Consider the following 15724-nt stretch of genomic DNA (forward strand, 5'->3'; position numbering starts at 1 on the left):
TTCTGGGGCGGGAGTTCAGGCCCCCGCAGGCCTATGCGGAACGCTTGGCGGCGGCCTTCTGCGCCTGCTTGTACTCGCGGACCTTCGCCAGGGACTCCGGGCCCGTGATGTCGGCCGCCGAGCGGTGGACGTTCGGCAGGCCGTAGCCGCCGGCGGCCTCGCGCCAGCCCTTGGGGCGGACGCCGAACCGCTTGCCCAGCAGGGCCAGGAAGATCTGCGCCTTCTGCTCCCCGAACCCCGGCAGCGCCTTCAGCCGGGCCAGCAGCTCCGCGCCGCTCGCGGCGTCGGCCCACACGGCGGACGCGTCGCCGTCGTAGTGCTCCACCAGGTACGCGCAGAGCTGCTGGATCCGCTTCGCCATCGATCCCGGGTAGCGGTGCACGGCGGGCTTCTGCGACAGCAGCGCGGCGAAGGCCTCCGGGTCGTGGGCGGCGATGGCGTGCGCGTCGAGGTCGTCGCTGCCGAGCCGCTGGGCGATGGTCCAGGGCCCCGAGAACGCCCATTCCATCGGCACCTGCTGGTCGAGCAGCATGCCGGTGAGCGCGGCCAGCGGGCTGCGCGCGAGCAGGGCGTCGGCCTCGGGCTGCTGCGCGAGCCGGATGGTGATGTCGTCCATGCCCCCAGCCTCCCCCAGCGGGGGCCCCGGCGCCCGGTCGGCGCGCGATTGTCAGACCCCCCGCCTAGCGTGGGAGCGACAGGACAAGCACGCGTACGGACGGCACACGACACAGGAGTCGATCGACCATGGCTGAGTTCCCGGAAGGCGCCCCGTGCTGGGTGGATGCGATGTTCTCCGACGTGGAGGGCGCCAAGGAGTTCTACGGCGACGTGCTGGGCTGGACGTTCGGCGAGGCCAGCAGCGAGTACGGCAACTACACGCAGGCCTATTCCGACGGCAAGGCGGTCGCGGCCGTCGTGCCGCCGATGCCGGGCGGTGACGCACCCTCGCAGTGGTGTCTCTACTTCGCCTCGTCCGATGCCGCCGCCACCGCCGAGAAGATCAAGGCGGCGGGCGGCACGTTGATGATGGAGCCCATGCAGGTCGGCGCCTTCGGGACGATGGCGATCGCCAAGGAGCCGAGCGGCGCGGTCTTCGGCGTCTGGCAGCCCGGCGAGCACAAGGGCTTCGAGAAGCTCGGCGAGTCCGGTGCGTACGCCTGGGCGGAGGTGTTCACGCGCGAGCCGGAGAAGGCGGACGGCTTCCTGTCGCAGGTCTTCCCGTACGAGTCCCAGCAGATGGACCCCGGCGACGACCCTGAGGCGGCCGGGATGGACTTCAAGGTCTTCAGCGTCGGCGGTCCGCAGAACCCGGTGCTGGGCCGGATGAGGATGGGCGAGGAGTTCCCGCCGGAGATCCCCTCGTACGTACAGGTCTACTTCGCGGTGCCGGACTGCGACGAGGCGGTCGCGAAGACCCGCAAGCACGGCGGGCAGCTGCACTTCGGGCCGATGGACAGCCCCTTCGGCCGCTTCGCGGCGGTCACCGACCCGCAGGGGGCGGCGTTCGCGGTGATCGACCTGTCGACGACGGTCGGGGAGATGCCGAGCTTCGGCTAGCCGCCCGAGTCCGGAGCGGTTCCCCCGCCGGTCGACACGGCGGGGGAACGGGGGCGTGCGGGCGTCAGTGCAGCGGGTGGACGGTGAGCGCGGTCCGGAAGGCGGGGTGGTACGCCGGGTGGTACGCGGGGTGGAGCACCAGCGGGGCGTCCAGGACGGTCGGGTTCGAGGTGACGGTGTACACCACGGGATAGCCGAAGGGCGGGAGCGGGAAGGAGCTCGGCGCGGCCTGGGCGGGGGTGCTGGTGAACAGGGCGGTGCTGAGAGCGAGCGCCGCGGCGGCGGCGATGTTCTTGATCATGCGTGCAGAGATAGCGCCGGCCCGTCGGCGCCCACCAGCCGAGGACACTCCTGATCACCCGGTTGCCGGAGCCGATTCACCGCAGAATCGATCACTCGCCCGGTCCGCCGCACCCGCCCGGGGGAGGCGGATTCCCCCGGTCAGCCGTGCTGGGGGCCGGCGAGGGGGCGGCGGCCCCGGCGGACCGCCTGCCAGACGGCGCCCAGGGCCGCGGACTGCACCAGGGCGCAGGCGACCAGCAGGCCGGCGGAGAACCAGAGGGGAGGCTTCGAGGCGCCCCAGAGCAGCATGCCTACGGCCGTCGCCGCGAAGGAGGAGGGGGCGGTGACGAGCGTGGGCCAGATCCAGACGAACCCCGGGTCCTGACCGAAGAGGGAGACGCCCGTCGCGACCGCGAGGGCGGCGCCGACGAGGGTGAGGTAGACCGCCGAGACGGGATTGGCGAAGGTCAGGCGTATCAGAGTGCGCATGTTCATCGGTTCTCCCTGGGGCGTGGTGTGCCTCCAGGGTCGGCCCGGACGGGTGCGGTGTCGTGAGTACGCGTACCCAATCGCGCCCCGTACGGCCGCGGTTGCGGCGGCCGGCCCGCGTAAATCGGCGGAGTGTTCTCCGGAGGCCGCCTAGGGTGACCGACCATGCCTACCAATGAACAAGTGATCGAACGGGCCCTGGAGCGGATCAGCGCGGGCTACGTCTTCCCCGAGAAGACCGGCGCCATCGAGGCGGCGCTACGGGAGAGGCTCGCGCAGGGCGCGTACGCGGGTCTGGACGGGCCGGAGCTCTGCGCGACGGTGACGGCGGACCTCCAGGAGGTGTGTCCGGACAAGCACCTGCGCCTGCTGTGGACGGACGAGCCGCAGTCGCTCGAACCGGTGGACGACGACGGGGGCGAGGCCGCGTTCCTCGCGCTCCTCAGGGCGGAGCACCAGGGGATCCGCCGCGTCGAGCACCTGGAGGGGAACGTGGCGGTCATCGACGTCCGCCGCATCGCGACCGCGATCGAGGGCGCGAGCGCGATCGGCGCGGCCATGCAACTGGTCGCGAACAGCTCCGCGCTCGTCCTGGACCTGCGGGAGTGCCTCGGCGGGTCGGCGGAGGGGGCGGCGTTGTGGTGCAGCTACTTCTTCCCCGACGACCAGGTGCACCTCAACGACATCTACGACCGGGCCACCGACTCGACCCGGCAGTTCTGGACGACGGCACACCTGCCGGCGCCGCGCTACACGGACCGTCCCGTCCACGTGCTGACCAGCAGGACGACGTTCTCCGGCGGCGAGGACGTGGCGTACACCCTGCAGGCGCACGGCAGGGCCGTCGTCGTCGGCGCGACCACGCGGGGCGGGGCCCATCCGACGGCCCGCCACGCGGTCGCCGAGCACGTCCTGGTGACCGTGCCGACGGCCCGGGCCATCAACACCGTCACCGGCACCAACTGGGAGGGCGTGGGCGTGGTACCGGACATCCAGGTCCCGGCGGAGCGGGCGCTGGAGGAGGCGCTCGCCGTCAGCGCGGCGGCAGTTGGTCGTACGTCCTGAACGTGTAGAGCGCGGACAGGGTGATCGAGTTGCCGGTCCCCGCGGGGAGGCCGAGCTTGTCGTTCAGGACCTTCCCGAGGGGCCCGCAGCCCTCGGCGGCCGGCACCGCGAAGGAGCCGTCGGCGGCGGCGAACTTGATCACGGGCGGGTTCTTGGAGATCCGGTCGGACTTGCCCACGCGCTTCAGCCGGATCTCGACGGGGGCGTCGCCCGCGCCGATGACGCAGCCCTGCGGGAGCAGCGGGCTCAGCACGCGGTAGCGGAGCGTGAAGAGGCCCATGTCGTCGCCGACGCTGTAGAAGTCCGAGCGCCCGCCGTACTCCGGCTGGACGGAGAGGCCGAGCACGGGACTGCGGTCCCCTGCGGGGTTCCCGAACAGCCCGCCGGGGACGGCGGTCGGACCGCTGCGCAGCGCGCCCCAGACCTGGCCCTTGCTCCCGTCGGGCATCGGACCCTCGGCGTGGGTGATGGTCATCGGGGCGAACTCGGGCAGGGTGCGGTTGCCGAGCTTCAGGGACCCGGTGGCGGTCAGGACCTCGCACTTCCACTGTGCCGCGTCGACCCCGGCGGGGATGGCCGGGCAGTCGGTGAAGTCGAACGAGGGCGCGGGCGCCGGCGCCGGTGCGGGCGAGGCGCTCGCGGTCCCGGCGACGGCGACGGTGAGGGCGGCGGCGAGGCCGAGCCCGGCGGCCGTGCGGCGGAGGAGGGTGTTGGTCTGCATGCCCCCAAGGTGCCGCTCCGCCCGCCCCGCGGGTCACCGGGAAACCCCGGGGCCCACCCTGAGGAGTCCCTGATGCGAGGTCAGGGGCTGCCCCTCACACGGGAGTTGGGGAACGCTCGGCGAGCAGGGCGAGGGCGAGGCCGCGGCCGAGGCCCCCGCGCGGGCGTCTCAAGGGTGCGGGCGCGCGGGGGCCGCGCGGCGCTCTACTCGATGAAGAGGCTCCGGCCGTGGCCGATCGCGACCTGGCCCGGGAAGATCGGGTGCACCACCCGGCCGTCGCAGTCCGTGCCGTCCCACACCCAGGCCACCCCGTTCGTGAGGTTGACGACCTCCGACGGGGCGAAGTCGCCCAGGGGGAAGCAGCCACTGGGGTTCTCGTTCGGTGCGCCGTCGATGAACAGGACCCCTTGGGCCGCCTGTGCCGTGCCGGGGGTCGCCAGCGCCAGGGCCGCGGCCGCCGCGCACGCCCCGAGCAGCCCCGCCGTCCTCCGCGCCCGCATCCGCACCCGCATCCGCATCTGCATCCGTTCGCCTCTTCCCTCTCGCCCTGCCAGGTGTCATGACCGACGGTAGGCGGAGGTCACGTTCCGTGACACGGCGCGTGGAGGTGAAGGAGGGGCGTGAGGAGTGTGCGGGGCGTGCGCTCAGACCGCGGTCAGTGCCGGGACGGACAGGGTGCCGAACCAGACGTGGGTGACCGCGCTGACGTAGCGGGCCCCGCAGCGGTCCGAGGGGACCACCAGCTGGCTGCCCGGGACGTCCAGCTCCTCGCCGTCCAGGCGGGTGGCCAGCAGGACCGGACTCCCGCAGAAGTCCGCGTCCAGCTCCGCCCAGGACAGCACCGTGTGGTGTCCGTCGCCGCCGCTGACCGCGAGGAGGTAGCGGCTGCGGTCCTTGCGGCGGCGGGCGTCGAAGACCGGGCCGGCGCCGGCGACGACGTCCCGCAGCAGTGCGCCCTCGAAGACGTGGTGCTGCGGGCCGTTCGTCGCGCAGTCGAAGGTGACCTCCGCCCGGTGCTGAGGCCACTCCCGCAGGTCGGAGACGGTGAGGAGGGCCGGGTGGTCGAGGTCGCCGTGCAGCAGGAGTGAGGGCATGGAGCAGTCATGCCCCGCCGGAGCGGCGGTGGAACCTCATCTGCGAGGTTGGGAGGGTCGTATGAGCCGCATCTATGTGCTCAATTGCCGTTTCCGCCTTGCAGCTTCCGGTTGATTGCCCGCCAAACCACATCACGTGTCACCGGCAGCTCGGTGAAGCGGATCCCCGTCGCGTCCCGCAGGGCGTTCGCGAACGCCGGGGCCACCGGGTTGAAGGGGCTCTCGCTCATGGACTTCGCCCCCAGCGGGCCGATCGCGTCCGAGGTCTCCATGAAGTGCACCTCCGTGCGCGGTACGTCCGCGTACTGCGGCAGCCGGTAGCGGCGGAACGCGGCCGTGGTGACCTCCCCGCGCTCGTCCACCCGTACCGTCTCGAAGAGGGTGGCGCCCAGGGCCTGGGCCACCCCGCCCTCGACCTGGCCCCGGCACTGCATCGGGTTCACGACCTTGCCGGCATCGGCCGCGTGGACGCTGCGCAGGATCCTCATCTCGCCCGTTCCGGGGTCCACGGCGAGGCGGAACCACTGGGAGTTGAAGGCGACCGAGCGCGGGGAGCCGGTCCAGTGGCCCTCCGCCGTCATCTCGTGCAGCGCGTTCCTGTCGCAGGCGGCCTCGTACAGCTCCTTGAGGGTGACGACCCGGCCCGCGCAGTCGAAGGCCTCGGCGCCGAGTACGCACAGGTGCCGGGCCACGCCCGTGTGGCGCGCCGCGAAGGTCCGCAGGCGCTCCGCCAGGGCGTCGGCCGCCAGCATCACGGCCTTGCCCGCCACCACGGTGCCGGCCGACCCGAACGCGCCGGTGTCGTGGCGGACCACGTCCGTGTCGGACTGGCGGACCGTGATCCGGTCGAGGGTGGTGTTCAGCGCCCCGGCGGTGATCTGCTTGTGGACGGTGGTGGTGCCGTTGCCGAACTCCGCCGTGCCCACCGCGATGTCGTACGTGCCGTCGCGCAGCAGGCTGACCGTGGCGTCGGCGAAGTGGCCGCCCGGAGGTCCGGTCGCGATCATGGCGACCGCGGATCCCGTGCCGGTGAGCCAGCCCTCGGGGACGTCCTCGTGGCTGCGGTCCTCGGCCTCGGCCCTGCGGACGATGTCCATGCACTGCTTCATGCCGTACGAGGCGATGAAGAGGTCCTCCTCGTGGCCGATCGGGGTCACCATGTGGTCGCCGGGGCCGATGACGTTCTTCTCGCGCAGGACGAGGGGGTCCATGCCGAGGCGGATGGCCAGCTCGTCCATCACCGATTCGAGGGCGAAGAGGACCTGGCCCAGGCCATAGCCCCGGAAGGCGCCCGCGGGCACGGTGTTGGTGTAGACGGAGTAGGCCTCCACCTCCTTGTTCGGGGCCTTGTACACGGCGAAGGACTCGCCGGCGCTGTGGAACATGACGGCCGGGCCGTGGTTCCCGTAGGCGCCCGTGTTGGAGACGATGCGGATGCGCAGCGCGGTGAGCGTGCCGTCCTTCCTGGCCCCGATCTTGACGGTGATCTTGAAGGGGTGGCGGGTGGTGGCGCCGTAGAACTGTTCGGCCCGGGTGAATTCGAGCTTCACCGGGCGCCGCAGCTTCAGGGCGGCGAGGACCACGATGTCCTCGGTCAGCATCTCCTGCTTGCCGCCGAACCCGCCGCCCACGCGGCCCGCGACGACGCGGACCTCGTCCTCGTTCAGGTCGTAGAGGGCGCACAGCGCCCGCCGGGTGAGGAACGGGGCCTGGGTGGAGGACCGGACGGTGATCCGCTCGCCGCTGCCGTCCTCCTTGGGCTCGAACCAGGCGACGCTGCCGTGGGTCTCCAGGCTGGCGTGCTGCACGCGCTGCGTCCGGAAGGTCTCCTCGTGGACGACGTCCGCCTCCGCGTAGCCCGCCTCCATGTCGCCGATCGTGCCGTGGACCTCGCCGCACACGTTGTTCCCGGCGCGGAAGATCCCCGACTCGGGGCCCTTGGGGTGCAGGACCGGAGCGCCCGGCAGCATCGCCTCCTCCGGGTCGATGACGAACGGGAGTTCCTCGTACGTGACGACCACGCGCCGGCAGCCCTCCTCGGCGGCCTGCTCGCTGTCGGCGACCACGGCGGCCACGCGCTGGCCGACGAAGCGGACCACGTCGTCCAGGACCCGGGTGTCCATCGGGTCCTCGGTCGGGTGCTCGTGGCGGGCGGAGGAGTACAGGCGGTCGGGGGCGTCGTGGTGGGTGAGGACCGCGTGCACGCCCGGGACCTGGAGGGCGTCGCGGGTGTCGATGCCGACGATGCGGGCGTGCGGGTGCGGGGAGCGCAGCAGCTTCATGTGGAGCAGGCCGGGCACCTCGACGTCGAACGTGTAGCGGGCGGTGCCGGTCACCACCTGGGGACCGGCCGGGGCGCCCGGGCTGCGGCCGAACGCCTGCCCCGCCTCGGGCTCCTCGACGTGCTTGACCCCGCGGACGGCGTCCTCGATGGCGCGGTAGCCCGTACAGCGGCAGATGTTGCCCTTGAAGGCGCGCGGGAGGTCGTCGAGCTTGCCGTCGTCGTGGGCGGTGCCCCGCTCGGCCTGGAGGGCGGAGGTGGTCATCAGGAAGCCGGCCGTGCAGAAGCCGCACTGGAAGCCCTGGGCTTCGAGGAACTGCTTCTGCGCCGGGTGGAGCTCGCCGCCGGGCTTGGCCAGGCCCTCGACGGTGGTGACGGAGCGGCCCTCGGCGCGGACGGCCGGGTAGAGGCAGCTGTGCACCGGCTGCCCGTCGACGTGGACCGTGCAGGCCCCGCAGTCGCCCTGGTCGCAGCCCTTCTTCACGCCGAACCAGCCGCGCTCGCGCAGGTAGGTGCGCAGGCACTGGCCGGCGCGCGGCTCGTCCTCGAAGCGCTGCTCGTTGATCTCGATCCCGTAGCTCATCGGGGGCCCTCCTCCAGGGTGAGTTCGCGGCGGATCTCCTCCGCCTGCCGCAGTGCCATGTGCCGTCGCCACTCGGGAAGTCCGTGGATGTCGTCGAACCACTCCCCGGGGCGGACGGCGTCGTCGATGGCCGCCCGCAGCGCGTCCGCCGTGGGCGGCAGCGCGAACCAGAAGCGGAACGGGCGGGTGGTGGCGGCGGAGACGGTGACGGCGAGGGAGCCGTCCCGCGGGTCGAGGGCGCCGATCACCAGGGAGCCGGAGCGGCCCAGTCCGTAGAGCGAGGCCTGCCGGAAGGCCGTTCGGGTCTCCAGGGCGCGGGCGGGGATCCGTGCGGAGCGCAGCAGCTCGCCGTCGCGCAGGTCCTTGACGCCGGCGCCGCGGATGAAGTCGGTGACGGGCATCCGGCGGGTGGTGCCGTCCTGGCCCTGGAGCAGGACGGTGCCGTCGAGGCCCGCGGTCAGGGAGATGACCGGCCCGGCCGGCAGGCCGTTGCAGAGGTTCCCGCCGACCGTGGCCATGTTCCAGATCTTGAAGCTGGCCAGGAAGGCCCGGCAGCACTGCTCGATGAGCGGGGCGGCGGTGCGCGACAGGGTCCGGCCGAAGCGGGACAGCTCGGTGATGGTGCAGGTGGCCGCGATGTCGAGGGAGCCGTCCGGCTGCCAGGACAGCGGCGGCCAGCCCATCCGGGAGAGGTCGACGAGGCGGCGGACGTGGGGCTGGGGCTCGGAGAAGAGGTAGGTGCCGCCGCCGAGGAAGGCGTCACCGGGACGCCAGGGTTCGCGGCGCCGCGCGTCGCGCACGTCGAGCACCGTGTTGAGGTCCATTTCGCGCCACCAGCCTTCCTGCCGTCGGGGGTTCGCCTCAGTGAAGCAACGGCACAGGGGGCGGGACGACTGGTCCGGGCCACGGAAAGGATCCGGCCCCGGCGGGCCGCGCCTGGTGAATCATCCAAGAGGTATAGGCCGCCAGCAGCCTTGCATTTACGATGACATTCGTCGTATTCACCTCGCGAATGTGGGACACCCCCACCGCAAGGAGTCCCCATGCACGTCCTCGACCTGCTCCAGTCGGACAATCTCGGCCTCACCCTGCTCTGGGGCGAGGAAGCGCTTCTCGGCCAGGAGATCAGCGGTGTCACCGCCACCGACCTGGAGGACCCCGGCCGTTTCCTGGGCCCGGGCGAGCTGGTGCTGAGCGGGCTGGTGTGGTGGGCGGAGGGCGAGCCGGCCAAGGCCGACCGCTTCGTCTCCGCCCTCGCGGAGGCCGGGGCCACCGCCCTGCTCGCCGGCGAGGAGACCCACGGGCGGGTCCCCGACGAACTGGTCGCCTCCTGCCGGGCCCACCGGATGCCGATCGTGGCCGTCCCCGGGCGGACCAGCTTCCGCGCCGTCACCGAGGCGGTGTACCTGCGCCAGTGGGGCGACCTCAGCCGCCGCCCGACCCGGCCCTTCGCCCTCCCCGAGAACGTGCGCGGCGAGCTGAGCCGGCTGCTGGAGGACGGCGCCGCGCCCGCCGAACTGCTGGACCGGGCCTGCGCGCACCTCGGCAAGGTGGCGTGCTACCTGCTGACCGGGAGCGGGCGCACGGTGGCCCGTACGCCCTCCGCCCCCGCGATACCCGCACAGCGGGCCGCCGCCCCCGCGCGGGGCGGGCTCACCCTGCGCGTCGAGGCCGACAGCTCCCCGTACGACGCCTGGCAGCTGCACGTCCCGGACGCCGACGCGGCCCCGCCCCGGGTGCTGCACGAGATCGCCGAGGTCCTCGCCCAGTACCGCGAGGGCCGCGAGCGCCGCGACACCGCCGCCGCGCGGGCGGCCGGGCAGGCCCTGACCGGGCTGCTGTCCGGCCCGGCGGAGCCCGACCCCGCGGCGCTGGAGGAGGCCCTCGCGGCGGCCGGACTGCCCGCGACGGGCCCGTACCGGGTGCTCGCGGCCACCTCGGGGGCGGCGCTGGCCGAGGCGCTGGCGCACCTGGAGGGGGTTCCGTGGGCGGCGGGCGACGCGGCCGCCGTGCTGTACGAGGACCCGCGCGGGCACGTGGACATCGCGGCCGAGCTGCGCGCACTGTGGCCGCTGCTGCAGGCCTGCGGGGTCCCGGGAGCGGACCTGCGCCTGGGCGCGGGCGCCCGGGCGGCGGGGCCGGAGGGCCTGCGCGCCTCCCTCGGCCAGGCCCGCTTCGCCCTCACGGCGGCCGCCGGGGCGGAGGGCCGGGTGCGGGCGGTCGAGCAGCTGGACACCCTCGCGGAGCTGCTGTCGGGGGTGCCGGGGGAGGTCCGCTCGGTGTTCGGGACGGCGACGCTGGGGGCGCTGGGGGACGGCATGCTGCGGGAGACCCTGGAGGTCTTCCTGGCCAACAACTGCTCGTGGGCCCGGACGGCGGAGGCGCTCCACCTGCACGTGAACACCGTGCACTACCGGATGGAGCGGGTGGAGGCCCTGACGGGCCGCGACCTCTCGCGCCTGGACCACAAGCTGGACCTGTACGCGGCGCTGCTCTGCCGCTGACCCCGCACTACCCGGGGAGGTCCACGTGGACCTCCGTCGACTTGATGCGGGCGGTGACGCTGACGCCGACCGCGATCCCGAGCTCCTCCACCGACTCGCGGGTCACCACCGAGACGATGCGGTGCGGGCCCGACTGGATCTCCACCTGGGCCGCGACCTCGTCGGCCCGCACGGCGGTGACGATGCCCGGGAAGGCGTTGCGCACGGAGGTCGCGGCGGCCCGGCCGGGCACGGGGTGCAGCCCGGCGGCCCGCCCGGTGGCGAAGGCGGCCAGCGCGGCGCCGTCGACGGACCGGGTGCCGTCGGGGGCGCGCAGCGAGGGCAGCCGCCCGGCGTCGGCCCAGCGGCGGACGGTCTCGGGGCTCACGCACAGCAGGGCCGCGGCCTGTCCGATCGAGTAAGACGGCACGCCCGCAGCTTAGGGGCTGCCGTCCCGGTCGCGGCGGGGCATAGGGCCGGCCTATGGGTCCATCGGTCCGGGGGTCCTACCGGGGGCCGGAGGACCGGACGAGGGTGGTGGCAAGAGCCTTCCGATGAAGCAAGGACGCCATGTACACCCTCCTGTTCCTCCTGATCTCCCTCTGCCTGTGGGCGGTGCTGCGCGACTGGCCGCGCAGGTCACGGCTGTTGCTGTGGGCGGGGACGCTGGCGCTCACCACGCTCGCGTTCCTCCCCCACCTCGACCGCGCCTTCGGCCTGAGCTTCTGAGGAGGAGCCCGAATGACCGCCACCGCGACCACCACCGCCACCGCGAGCACCACCGTCACCACGCTTCCCCCCGCCCGGCTCTCCCACCGCCTCGGCCTCTGGTTCGCCCACGCCTACGTGCTGGGCATGTGCGCCACCATCGGCGGCGCGTACGTCTTCCAGTTCGGCCTGTGGGAGTACCCCTGCCCGATGTGCCTGCTCCAGCGGATGTTCATGCTGCTCAGCGCGCTCGGACCGGCCATGATCGTCGCCCGTTCGCGCAAGGGCGCCGTGAGCACCGCCGAGTTCGCCTCCGGGTGGGGCGTCGCGATCGTCTCGGCGCTGATCGGCAGCACCGTCTCCGCCTCGCAGGTGCTGATGCACATCGTGCCCCCGGACCCCGGCTACGCGGGTGCCCTGTTCGGCCTGCACCTCTACACCTGGGCCGCGATCACCTTCCTGCTCGCCGTCCTCGCGGCGGCCGTGAACCTCGTCCTGGCCCGCGAGTCCCAGCCCCTGGGCGCCGCCCAGGCCTCGCCGGCCCTGCGCCGCGCGGCCGGCTTCACCCTGGCCGTCCTCGCGTTCTTCGCGGTGAGCAACCTGGTGGCCTGCTTCCTCCTCCAGGGCCTGCACTGGCAGATGCCGGGCGACCCGGCCGGCTACCGGTTCTTCACCGATCTGCTGTGAGGTTGCGGGTCATCCGCTCCAGGACGCTGACGGCGGTCCGGTACTCCTGCGGGGAGATGCCGGCCGTCGACAGCTCGCGGAAGGCGCCGATGCGCCGCGCGGCCAGCCCGAGCCGGGCTCGGCCGTCGTCGGTGAGGGCGAGGCGGTCCGGCTCCGGCCGGGCCGCCCAGCCGCCGGCGAGTACGGCCGCGACGGCGGAGTCCAGGGCGGCGGCGTCGGCGTTGGCCGCGAGGACGGTCCGTACGGTGGCGTCGCCGGCTGCGGGGTCATCGCGCAGGACGTTCAGGACCTGCCAGCCGAGCCGGGTGAGGCCGAACTCGGCCAGCAGGGCGTCCATGGCGTCGGTGAGGGCCTGGTCGGTGCGGTTGAGCCAGTAGCCGATGGGCTTCATCGGGGGTGCTCCTTCGGACGGGCTCACGGACGGGGGGCGAAGGCGGCGGCGTTCTCGCGGGCCCACTGGGCGTAGGTGCGGGCGGGGCGGCCGAGGAGGGTCCCGGTGGTGTCGGCGACGGTGGCGGGGCCGTGGCAGGCGGCCTCCCACAGGTCGAGCAGCGAGGAGACCATCGGCGCGGGCATGTGGGCGCCCATCTGGCGCTCGGCCTCGGCGCGGGTGATCTGCTCGACGGGGATCTCGCGGCCGATCGCGTCGGACAGGACGGCGAGCTGGCGGCGGAAGGTGAGCGACTCGGAGCCGGTCAGGGTGAGCCGGCGGCCGGTGAGGGAGTCGCCGGTGAGGGCCTCGAAGGCGATGTCGGCGATGTCCTCGGGGTGGATGGGCGCGATGTGCGCGTCCGGGTAGGCGAGCTGGACCGGCAGGGACCGGCCGACGGGGTACGCCCAGCCGAAGGAGTTGCTGGCGAAGGCGTCCGGGCGCAGGAAGGTGCAGGTCAGGGCGGAGGCGGCGAGGGCGCGCTCGACCTCCAGGCTGTGGCCGGCGAGCGGGTCGTCCGCGGCGCCGGGGGCGAGGACGGAGGACGAGGACAGCAGGACGACGTGCTCGACGCCGGCGGCCCCGGCGGCGGCGATCAGCTCGTGGATGCCGGCGGGCTCGGGGTAGAGGAAGACCTGCCGGACGCCGTCCAGTGCGGCGGCGAAGGTCTCGGGGTGGTCGAGGACGAGCTCGCGGGTCTCGACGCCGGCCGGGACGGTGAGCCGGGCGGGGTGGGAGCTGGCGGCGCGGACGGTGCGGCCGGCGGAGTGCAGGCGGTCTACGAGGGCCTGGCCGACCTTGCCGCGGGCGCCGGTGACGAGGGTGCTCATGGGGGTTCTCCGTTCGTGGTGCGGCAGCCATTCGTTGACCGCCGACATATGCATGCTTGCATGCACACGTTTTCAGGTCAACACATGTTTGCCGACAGTCACGTATGTACGATGAGGGTCATGACGAAGCAGCAGGCGGACGCGGCGGGCGCGGCGGACATGGGTGACGAAGAGCTGCTGAACGCGGTCGGCCCGGCGTTCGGGAAACTGCGGCGCTCCTCGCTCCTGGAGGTCGAGGACCCGATCTCCCAGAAGGACCTCGGCCGGACCCTGGTCCTCAACGTGGTCCTGGAGATCGGACAGGACGGCGCCCGCGAGGTCACCGTCGGCGCGGTCGGCGCGCACCTGGGCACCGACCCCTCGGTGGCCAGCCGCATGGTGTCCGACTGCATCTCCGCCGGCTACCTGGTCCGCGCCGCCTCCCAGCAGGACGGCCGCCGCACGGTCCTCCACCTCAGCCCCGACGGCGAGGAGCTGATGGTCCGCTTCCGCCGGCACCAGCGCTCGGCGTTCGAGTACATCACCGCCGACTGGAGCGAGCGCGAACGCCTGGACTTCGCCCGCCTGATGCTGAAGTACGTCGCCTCCCAGGAGTCCCTGCGCCGGCGCGGGGCTTGAGCCGCCCGGGGCCGGCGGGAGCCGGCCGCGGCAGTGCCTTCGGCACCTTCGGGGAACTGCTCCAGGGCGTACTGCCCGGCGCCGGCGGCCACTTCATGGTGACCCTGCCGCTGGCGCGGTGGTCCACTGCCGAGTTCTCGTACGACCCGTCCGCCCCCGGCGTCCGGGTCGCCCCGGCCCACAAGCGCCGGGCGGCACGGCTGGCGGTACGGGCCCTGCGCGCCGCAGGCCTCGGCGGCGGCGGCCGGCTGCGGCTGGGCGGCGAACTGCCCGAGGGGAAGGGCATGGCCAGCTCCTCGGCCGACCTCGTGGCCACGGCCCGGGCCGTCGCCGACGCCGTGGGCGCCCGGTTCGGCCCCGCCGACGTCGAGGCGCTGCTGCGCGGCGTGGAGCCGACCGACGGGGTCATGTACGACGGGATCGTCGCCTTCGGGCACCGCGAGGTCCGGCTCCGGGAGCGGCTGGGCACCGTACCCGCCATGACGGTCGTCGGCTACGACGAGGGCGGCACCGTCGACACCATCGGCCGCAACCGCACGGCCGCCGCACCCGGCCCGGACGAGCGGCGCGAGTACGCCCTCCTCCTCGACCGGGCGCGCGAGGCGGTCCGCGCCGCCGACCTGCCCGCCCTCGGCCGCGTCGCCACCCGCAGCGCCGAGCTGCACGCCGGCCGCCACCCGCGCCCCGCCCTGTCCGCCCTGCTGCGCATCTGCCGGGACGTCGGCGGGCTCGGCGTGGCCTGCGCCCACAGCGGCACCGTGCTCGGCATCCTGCTGCCCCACGACGACCCCGCCACCCCCGCGAAGGCCGCCGCGGCCCTGTCCGCCTGCGCTGCCGCCCTCCCCGGCACCACCCGCCTCCACCGCACCCTCGGCCCGGCCGACGACTGGACCGGCGCGGGGCGGAAGGCGGTGATTCCGGGCATTGACAGACACTGTCCACCAAGCGAGGTAGACAGTGTCTACGAAAGTGGCCGCATCTGAGTACGCGTACTCAGGACGCACCTTCCCCGCACTGGAAGCGTCTGACGCATGGACAAGATCTACTCAGTGGTGGGCGGGACCCTCTCCGGTCTGTTCACCGGGTACCTGGCGATGGGGCTGTGGTGGTGGGGCGCCACCGAGGACGGCCGCTGCGAATCCGGCCCCACGATCTGCCTCCCGGTGTACCAGTTCACCGCCTTCGTCGCGTGGTTCGCCGCGGCGGTGGTCTTCTTCGTGATCGCCCTGCGCCTGCTGGACGTCCGCCCGAGAACGGCGACCGTCCCGGCCTGCCTCGCCCTCCAGATGTACGCCCTGGCCCTGCTGGCCCCGCTCTCGCCCCACGACTACCCGGAGCCCTCGCTCCTCACCCTCTCCGCCCTGGCCGCCGGCCCGGGCCTGGTGGCCCTCTGCTCGTTCCCGGACTGGCGCCGCCGGGGCCTCGCCGCGACCGGCGCCCTGGCCGCCGGCTCCTTCGTCGCGTACGGCTGCGCCGAAGGCTTCCCGTGGTGACCCCGCCCGGCCTTGGCTGGCTGCCGGGGGTGGAGGAACTGCTGCTGAGCACGGCCCCGCCCGCCCCCGCCGCCCCGGCCCGCCCGCACCCGACGGTCCGCGGGATCCGCGAGTCCCTCCCCGGACCCCGCCTCGCCGCCTTCGACGCCGAACTCGCCGACACCGAAGCCGACGCCCTGCCCGCCCTCCTCCACCACTGGGCCGCCCTCGCGGCGGACGGGGCAGGGGCATGACCGGCGGCCGGACCGGGAAACGCCGAAGGGCCGGACCGCTTTCGCGGTCCGGCCCTTCGGGCTGGCGGAGGATACGAGATTCGAACTCGTGAGGGGTTGCCCCCAACACGCTTTCCAAGCGTGCGCCCTAGGCCTCTAGGCGAATCCTCCGCCGCAAACAATACAAGACG

The 15724-nt window shown here is 73.5% G+C and carries 20 protein-coding genes and 1 tRNA gene; 9 read left to right on the top strand and 12 right to left on the bottom strand.

Features of this window, described 5'->3' with window-relative positions; all coding sequences use genetic code 11:
• Positions 1-31: 31 nt before the first annotated feature.
• Positions 32-616, bottom strand: coding sequence for an HhH-GPD-type base excision DNA repair protein (locus AC07A6_RS06960; protein WP_478776344.1), 585 nt, complete (start codon positions 614-616; stop codon positions 32-34).
• A 128-nt stretch (positions 617-744) separates the two neighbouring features.
• On the opposite strand from AC07A6_RS06960, the gene AC07A6_RS06965 reads away from it, so the two are divergent.
• Positions 745-1557: a VOC family protein gene (locus tag AC07A6_RS06965; protein ID WP_362456415.1), complete on the top strand. Its 813-nt coding sequence runs from the start codon at positions 745-747 to the stop codon at positions 1555-1557.
• A gap of 64 nt (positions 1558-1621) precedes the next feature.
• Here the strand turns inward: AC07A6_RS06965 and AC07A6_RS06970 are convergent, their stop codons facing one another.
• A complete protein-coding gene (locus AC07A6_RS06970; RefSeq protein WP_478776345.1) occupies positions 1622-1858 on the bottom strand; it encodes a hypothetical protein in 237 nt (78 codons plus the stop codon).
• 140 nt (positions 1859-1998) lie between these two features.
• Entirely contained in the window at positions 1999-2334 is a 336-nt protein-coding gene (locus AC07A6_RS06975; protein ID WP_478776346.1) for an SCO4225 family membrane protein, read from the bottom strand.
• A gap of 159 nt (positions 2335-2493) precedes the next feature.
• On the opposite strand from AC07A6_RS06975, the gene AC07A6_RS06980 reads away from it, so the two are divergent.
• Positions 2494-3393, top strand: a complete 900-nt coding sequence (locus tag AC07A6_RS06980; RefSeq protein ID WP_478776347.1) for a S41 family peptidase — start codon at positions 2494-2496, stop codon at positions 3391-3393.
• Here AC07A6_RS06980 and AC07A6_RS06985 read toward each other — a convergent pair.
• From AC07A6_RS06985 to AC07A6_RS07005, 5 genes are all read right to left on the bottom strand, one after another.
• On the bottom strand, positions 3362-4114 hold the full coding sequence (locus AC07A6_RS06985; protein ID WP_478776348.1) for a hypothetical protein: 753 nt from the start codon (positions 4112-4114) through the stop codon (positions 3362-3364). The genes AC07A6_RS06980 and AC07A6_RS06985 overlap by 32 nt on opposite strands.
• Positions 4115-4317: 203 nt before the next feature.
• Positions 4318-4638: a hypothetical protein gene (locus tag AC07A6_RS06990; RefSeq protein ID WP_478776349.1), complete on the bottom strand. Its 321-nt coding sequence runs from the start codon at positions 4636-4638 to the stop codon at positions 4318-4320.
• A gap of 120 nt (positions 4639-4758) precedes the next feature.
• Positions 4759-5208 (bottom strand): molybdopterin-dependent oxidoreductase, encoded by a 450-nt coding sequence (locus tag AC07A6_RS06995; RefSeq protein ID WP_386271928.1) that lies wholly within the window; start codon positions 5206-5208, stop codon positions 4759-4761.
• A gap of 80 nt (positions 5209-5288) precedes the next feature.
• A complete protein-coding gene (locus tag AC07A6_RS07000) occupies positions 5289-8072 on the bottom strand; it encodes a molybdopterin-dependent oxidoreductase (RefSeq protein ID WP_478776350.1) in 2784 nt (927 codons plus the stop codon).
• On the bottom strand, positions 8069-8896 hold the full coding sequence (locus AC07A6_RS07005) for an FAD binding domain-containing protein (RefSeq protein WP_478776351.1): 828 nt from the start codon (positions 8894-8896) through the stop codon (positions 8069-8071). Before AC07A6_RS07005 ends, AC07A6_RS07000 begins: the two co-directional genes overlap by 4 nt.
• Positions 8897-9115: 219 nt before the next feature.
• On the opposite strand from AC07A6_RS07005, the gene AC07A6_RS07010 reads away from it, so the two are divergent.
• Entirely contained in the window at positions 9116-10576 is a 1461-nt protein-coding gene (locus tag AC07A6_RS07010; protein WP_478776352.1) for a PucR family transcriptional regulator, read from the top strand.
• Between the two features lie 7 nt (positions 10577-10583).
• Here the strand turns inward: AC07A6_RS07010 and AC07A6_RS07015 are convergent, their stop codons facing one another.
• Complete coding sequence (locus tag AC07A6_RS07015) at positions 10584-10985, bottom strand: TOBE domain-containing protein (protein ID WP_478776353.1); 402 nt, start codon at positions 10983-10985, stop codon at positions 10584-10586.
• A 140-nt stretch (positions 10986-11125) separates the two neighbouring features.
• Between AC07A6_RS07015 and AC07A6_RS07020 the strand changes: the two genes are divergently transcribed.
• Together AC07A6_RS07020 and AC07A6_RS07025 are read left to right on the top strand one after the other, a co-directional pair.
• Positions 11126-11284, top strand: coding sequence for a hypothetical protein (locus AC07A6_RS07020; RefSeq protein ID WP_470981379.1), 159 nt, complete (start codon positions 11126-11128; stop codon positions 11282-11284).
• 12 nt (positions 11285-11296) lie between these two features.
• Positions 11297-11950, top strand: a complete 654-nt coding sequence (locus tag AC07A6_RS07025) for a disulfide bond formation protein B (protein ID WP_478776354.1) — start codon at positions 11297-11299, stop codon at positions 11948-11950.
• Here the strand turns inward: AC07A6_RS07025 and AC07A6_RS07030 are convergent.
• Both AC07A6_RS07030 and AC07A6_RS07035 read right to left on the bottom strand, forming a co-directional pair.
• Complete coding sequence (locus AC07A6_RS07030) at positions 11934-12341, bottom strand: MarR family winged helix-turn-helix transcriptional regulator (protein ID WP_478776355.1); 408 nt, start codon at positions 12339-12341, stop codon at positions 11934-11936. The two genes, AC07A6_RS07025 and AC07A6_RS07030, sit on opposite strands and share 17 nt — an antisense overlap.
• 23 nt (positions 12342-12364) lie before the next feature.
• Positions 12365-13210 (bottom strand): NAD(P)H-binding protein, encoded by an 846-nt coding sequence (locus tag AC07A6_RS07035; RefSeq protein ID WP_478776356.1) that lies wholly within the window; start codon positions 13208-13210, stop codon positions 12365-12367.
• A gap of 120 nt (positions 13211-13330) precedes the next feature.
• Here AC07A6_RS07035 and AC07A6_RS07040 point away from each other — a divergent pair, with 120 nt between their 5' ends.
• From AC07A6_RS07040 to AC07A6_RS07055, 4 genes are read left to right on the top strand one after another with little or no spacing between them, the layout of a single operon-like run.
• Complete coding sequence (locus AC07A6_RS07040) at positions 13331-13828, top strand: MarR family winged helix-turn-helix transcriptional regulator (RefSeq protein ID WP_478776357.1); 498 nt, start codon at positions 13331-13333, stop codon at positions 13826-13828.
• A complete protein-coding gene (locus AC07A6_RS07045; RefSeq protein WP_478776358.1) occupies positions 13825-14811 on the top strand; it encodes a GHMP family kinase ATP-binding protein in 987 nt (328 codons plus the stop codon). Before AC07A6_RS07040 ends, AC07A6_RS07045 begins: the two co-directional genes overlap by 4 nt.
• A gap of 48 nt (positions 14812-14859) precedes the next feature.
• Positions 14860-15321 (top strand): hypothetical protein, encoded by a 462-nt coding sequence (locus tag AC07A6_RS07050; RefSeq protein ID WP_478776359.1) that lies wholly within the window; start codon positions 14860-14862, stop codon positions 15319-15321.
• Positions 15318-15554 carry a hypothetical protein gene (locus tag AC07A6_RS07055; protein ID WP_478776360.1) on the top strand — a complete coding sequence of 79 codons (237 nt, stop codon included), beginning with the start codon at positions 15318-15320 and terminating at the stop codon, positions 15552-15554. The genes AC07A6_RS07050 and AC07A6_RS07055 overlap by 4 nt, the downstream gene beginning before the upstream one ends.
• 62 nt (positions 15555-15616) lie before the next feature.
• On the opposite strand, the gene AC07A6_RS07060 is transcribed toward AC07A6_RS07055, so the two are convergent.
• A tRNA-Ser gene (locus tag AC07A6_RS07060) sits at positions 15617-15704 on the bottom strand.
• Positions 15705-15724: the final 20 nt, after the last annotated feature.

The organism is Streptomyces sp. NPDC044002 (genome assembly GCF_056434525.1).

Excerpts from the sequence above, each read along its gene's own strand:
- AC07A6_RS07050 (WP_478776359.1), top strand. The coding sequence starts at position 14,860 with ATGGACAAGATCTACTCAGTGGTGGGCGGGACCCTCTCCGGTCTGTTC.
- AC07A6_RS06980 (WP_478776347.1), top strand. The coding sequence starts at position 2,494 with ATGCCTACCAATGAACAAGTGATCGAACGGGCCCTGGAGCGGATCAGC.
- AC07A6_RS06970 (WP_478776345.1), bottom strand. The coding sequence starts at position 1,858 with ATGATCAAGAACATCGCCGCCGCCGCGGCGCTCGCTCTCAGCACCGCC.
- AC07A6_RS06965 (WP_362456415.1), top strand. The coding sequence starts at position 745 with ATGGCTGAGTTCCCGGAAGGCGCCCCGTGCTGGGTGGATGCGATGTTC.
- AC07A6_RS06995 (WP_386271928.1), bottom strand. The coding sequence starts at position 5,208 with ATGCCCTCACTCCTGCTGCACGGCGACCTCGACCACCCGGCCCTCCTC.
- AC07A6_RS07025 (WP_478776354.1), top strand. The coding sequence starts at position 11,297 with ATGACCGCCACCGCGACCACCACCGCCACCGCGAGCACCACCGTCACC.
- AC07A6_RS06960 (WP_478776344.1), bottom strand. The coding sequence starts at position 616 with ATGGACGACATCACCATCCGGCTCGCGCAGCAGCCCGAGGCCGACGCC.
- AC07A6_RS07005 (WP_478776351.1), bottom strand. The coding sequence starts at position 8,896 with ATGGACCTCAACACGGTGCTCGACGTGCGCGACGCGCGGCGCCGCGAA.
- AC07A6_RS07035 (WP_478776356.1), bottom strand. The coding sequence starts at position 13,210 with ATGAGCACCCTCGTCACCGGCGCCCGCGGCAAGGTCGGCCAGGCCCTC.
- AC07A6_RS06990 (WP_478776349.1), bottom strand. The coding sequence starts at position 4,638 with ATGCAGATGCGGATGCGGGTGCGGATGCGGGCGCGGAGGACGGCGGGG.
- AC07A6_RS07010 (WP_478776352.1), top strand. The coding sequence starts at position 9,116 with ATGCACGTCCTCGACCTGCTCCAGTCGGACAATCTCGGCCTCACCCTG.
- AC07A6_RS06975 (WP_478776346.1), bottom strand. The coding sequence starts at position 2,334 with ATGAACATGCGCACTCTGATACGCCTGACCTTCGCCAATCCCGTCTCG.
- AC07A6_RS07030 (WP_478776355.1), bottom strand. The coding sequence starts at position 12,341 with ATGAAGCCCATCGGCTACTGGCTCAACCGCACCGACCAGGCCCTCACC.
- AC07A6_RS06985 (WP_478776348.1), bottom strand. The coding sequence starts at position 4,114 with ATGCAGACCAACACCCTCCTCCGCCGCACGGCCGCCGGGCTCGGCCTC.
- AC07A6_RS07040 (WP_478776357.1), top strand. The coding sequence starts at position 13,331 with ATGACGAAGCAGCAGGCGGACGCGGCGGGCGCGGCGGACATGGGTGAC.
- AC07A6_RS07000 (WP_478776350.1), bottom strand. The coding sequence starts at position 8,072 with ATGAGCTACGGGATCGAGATCAACGAGCAGCGCTTCGAGGACGAGCCG.
- AC07A6_RS07020 (WP_470981379.1), top strand. The coding sequence starts at position 11,126 with ATGTACACCCTCCTGTTCCTCCTGATCTCCCTCTGCCTGTGGGCGGTG.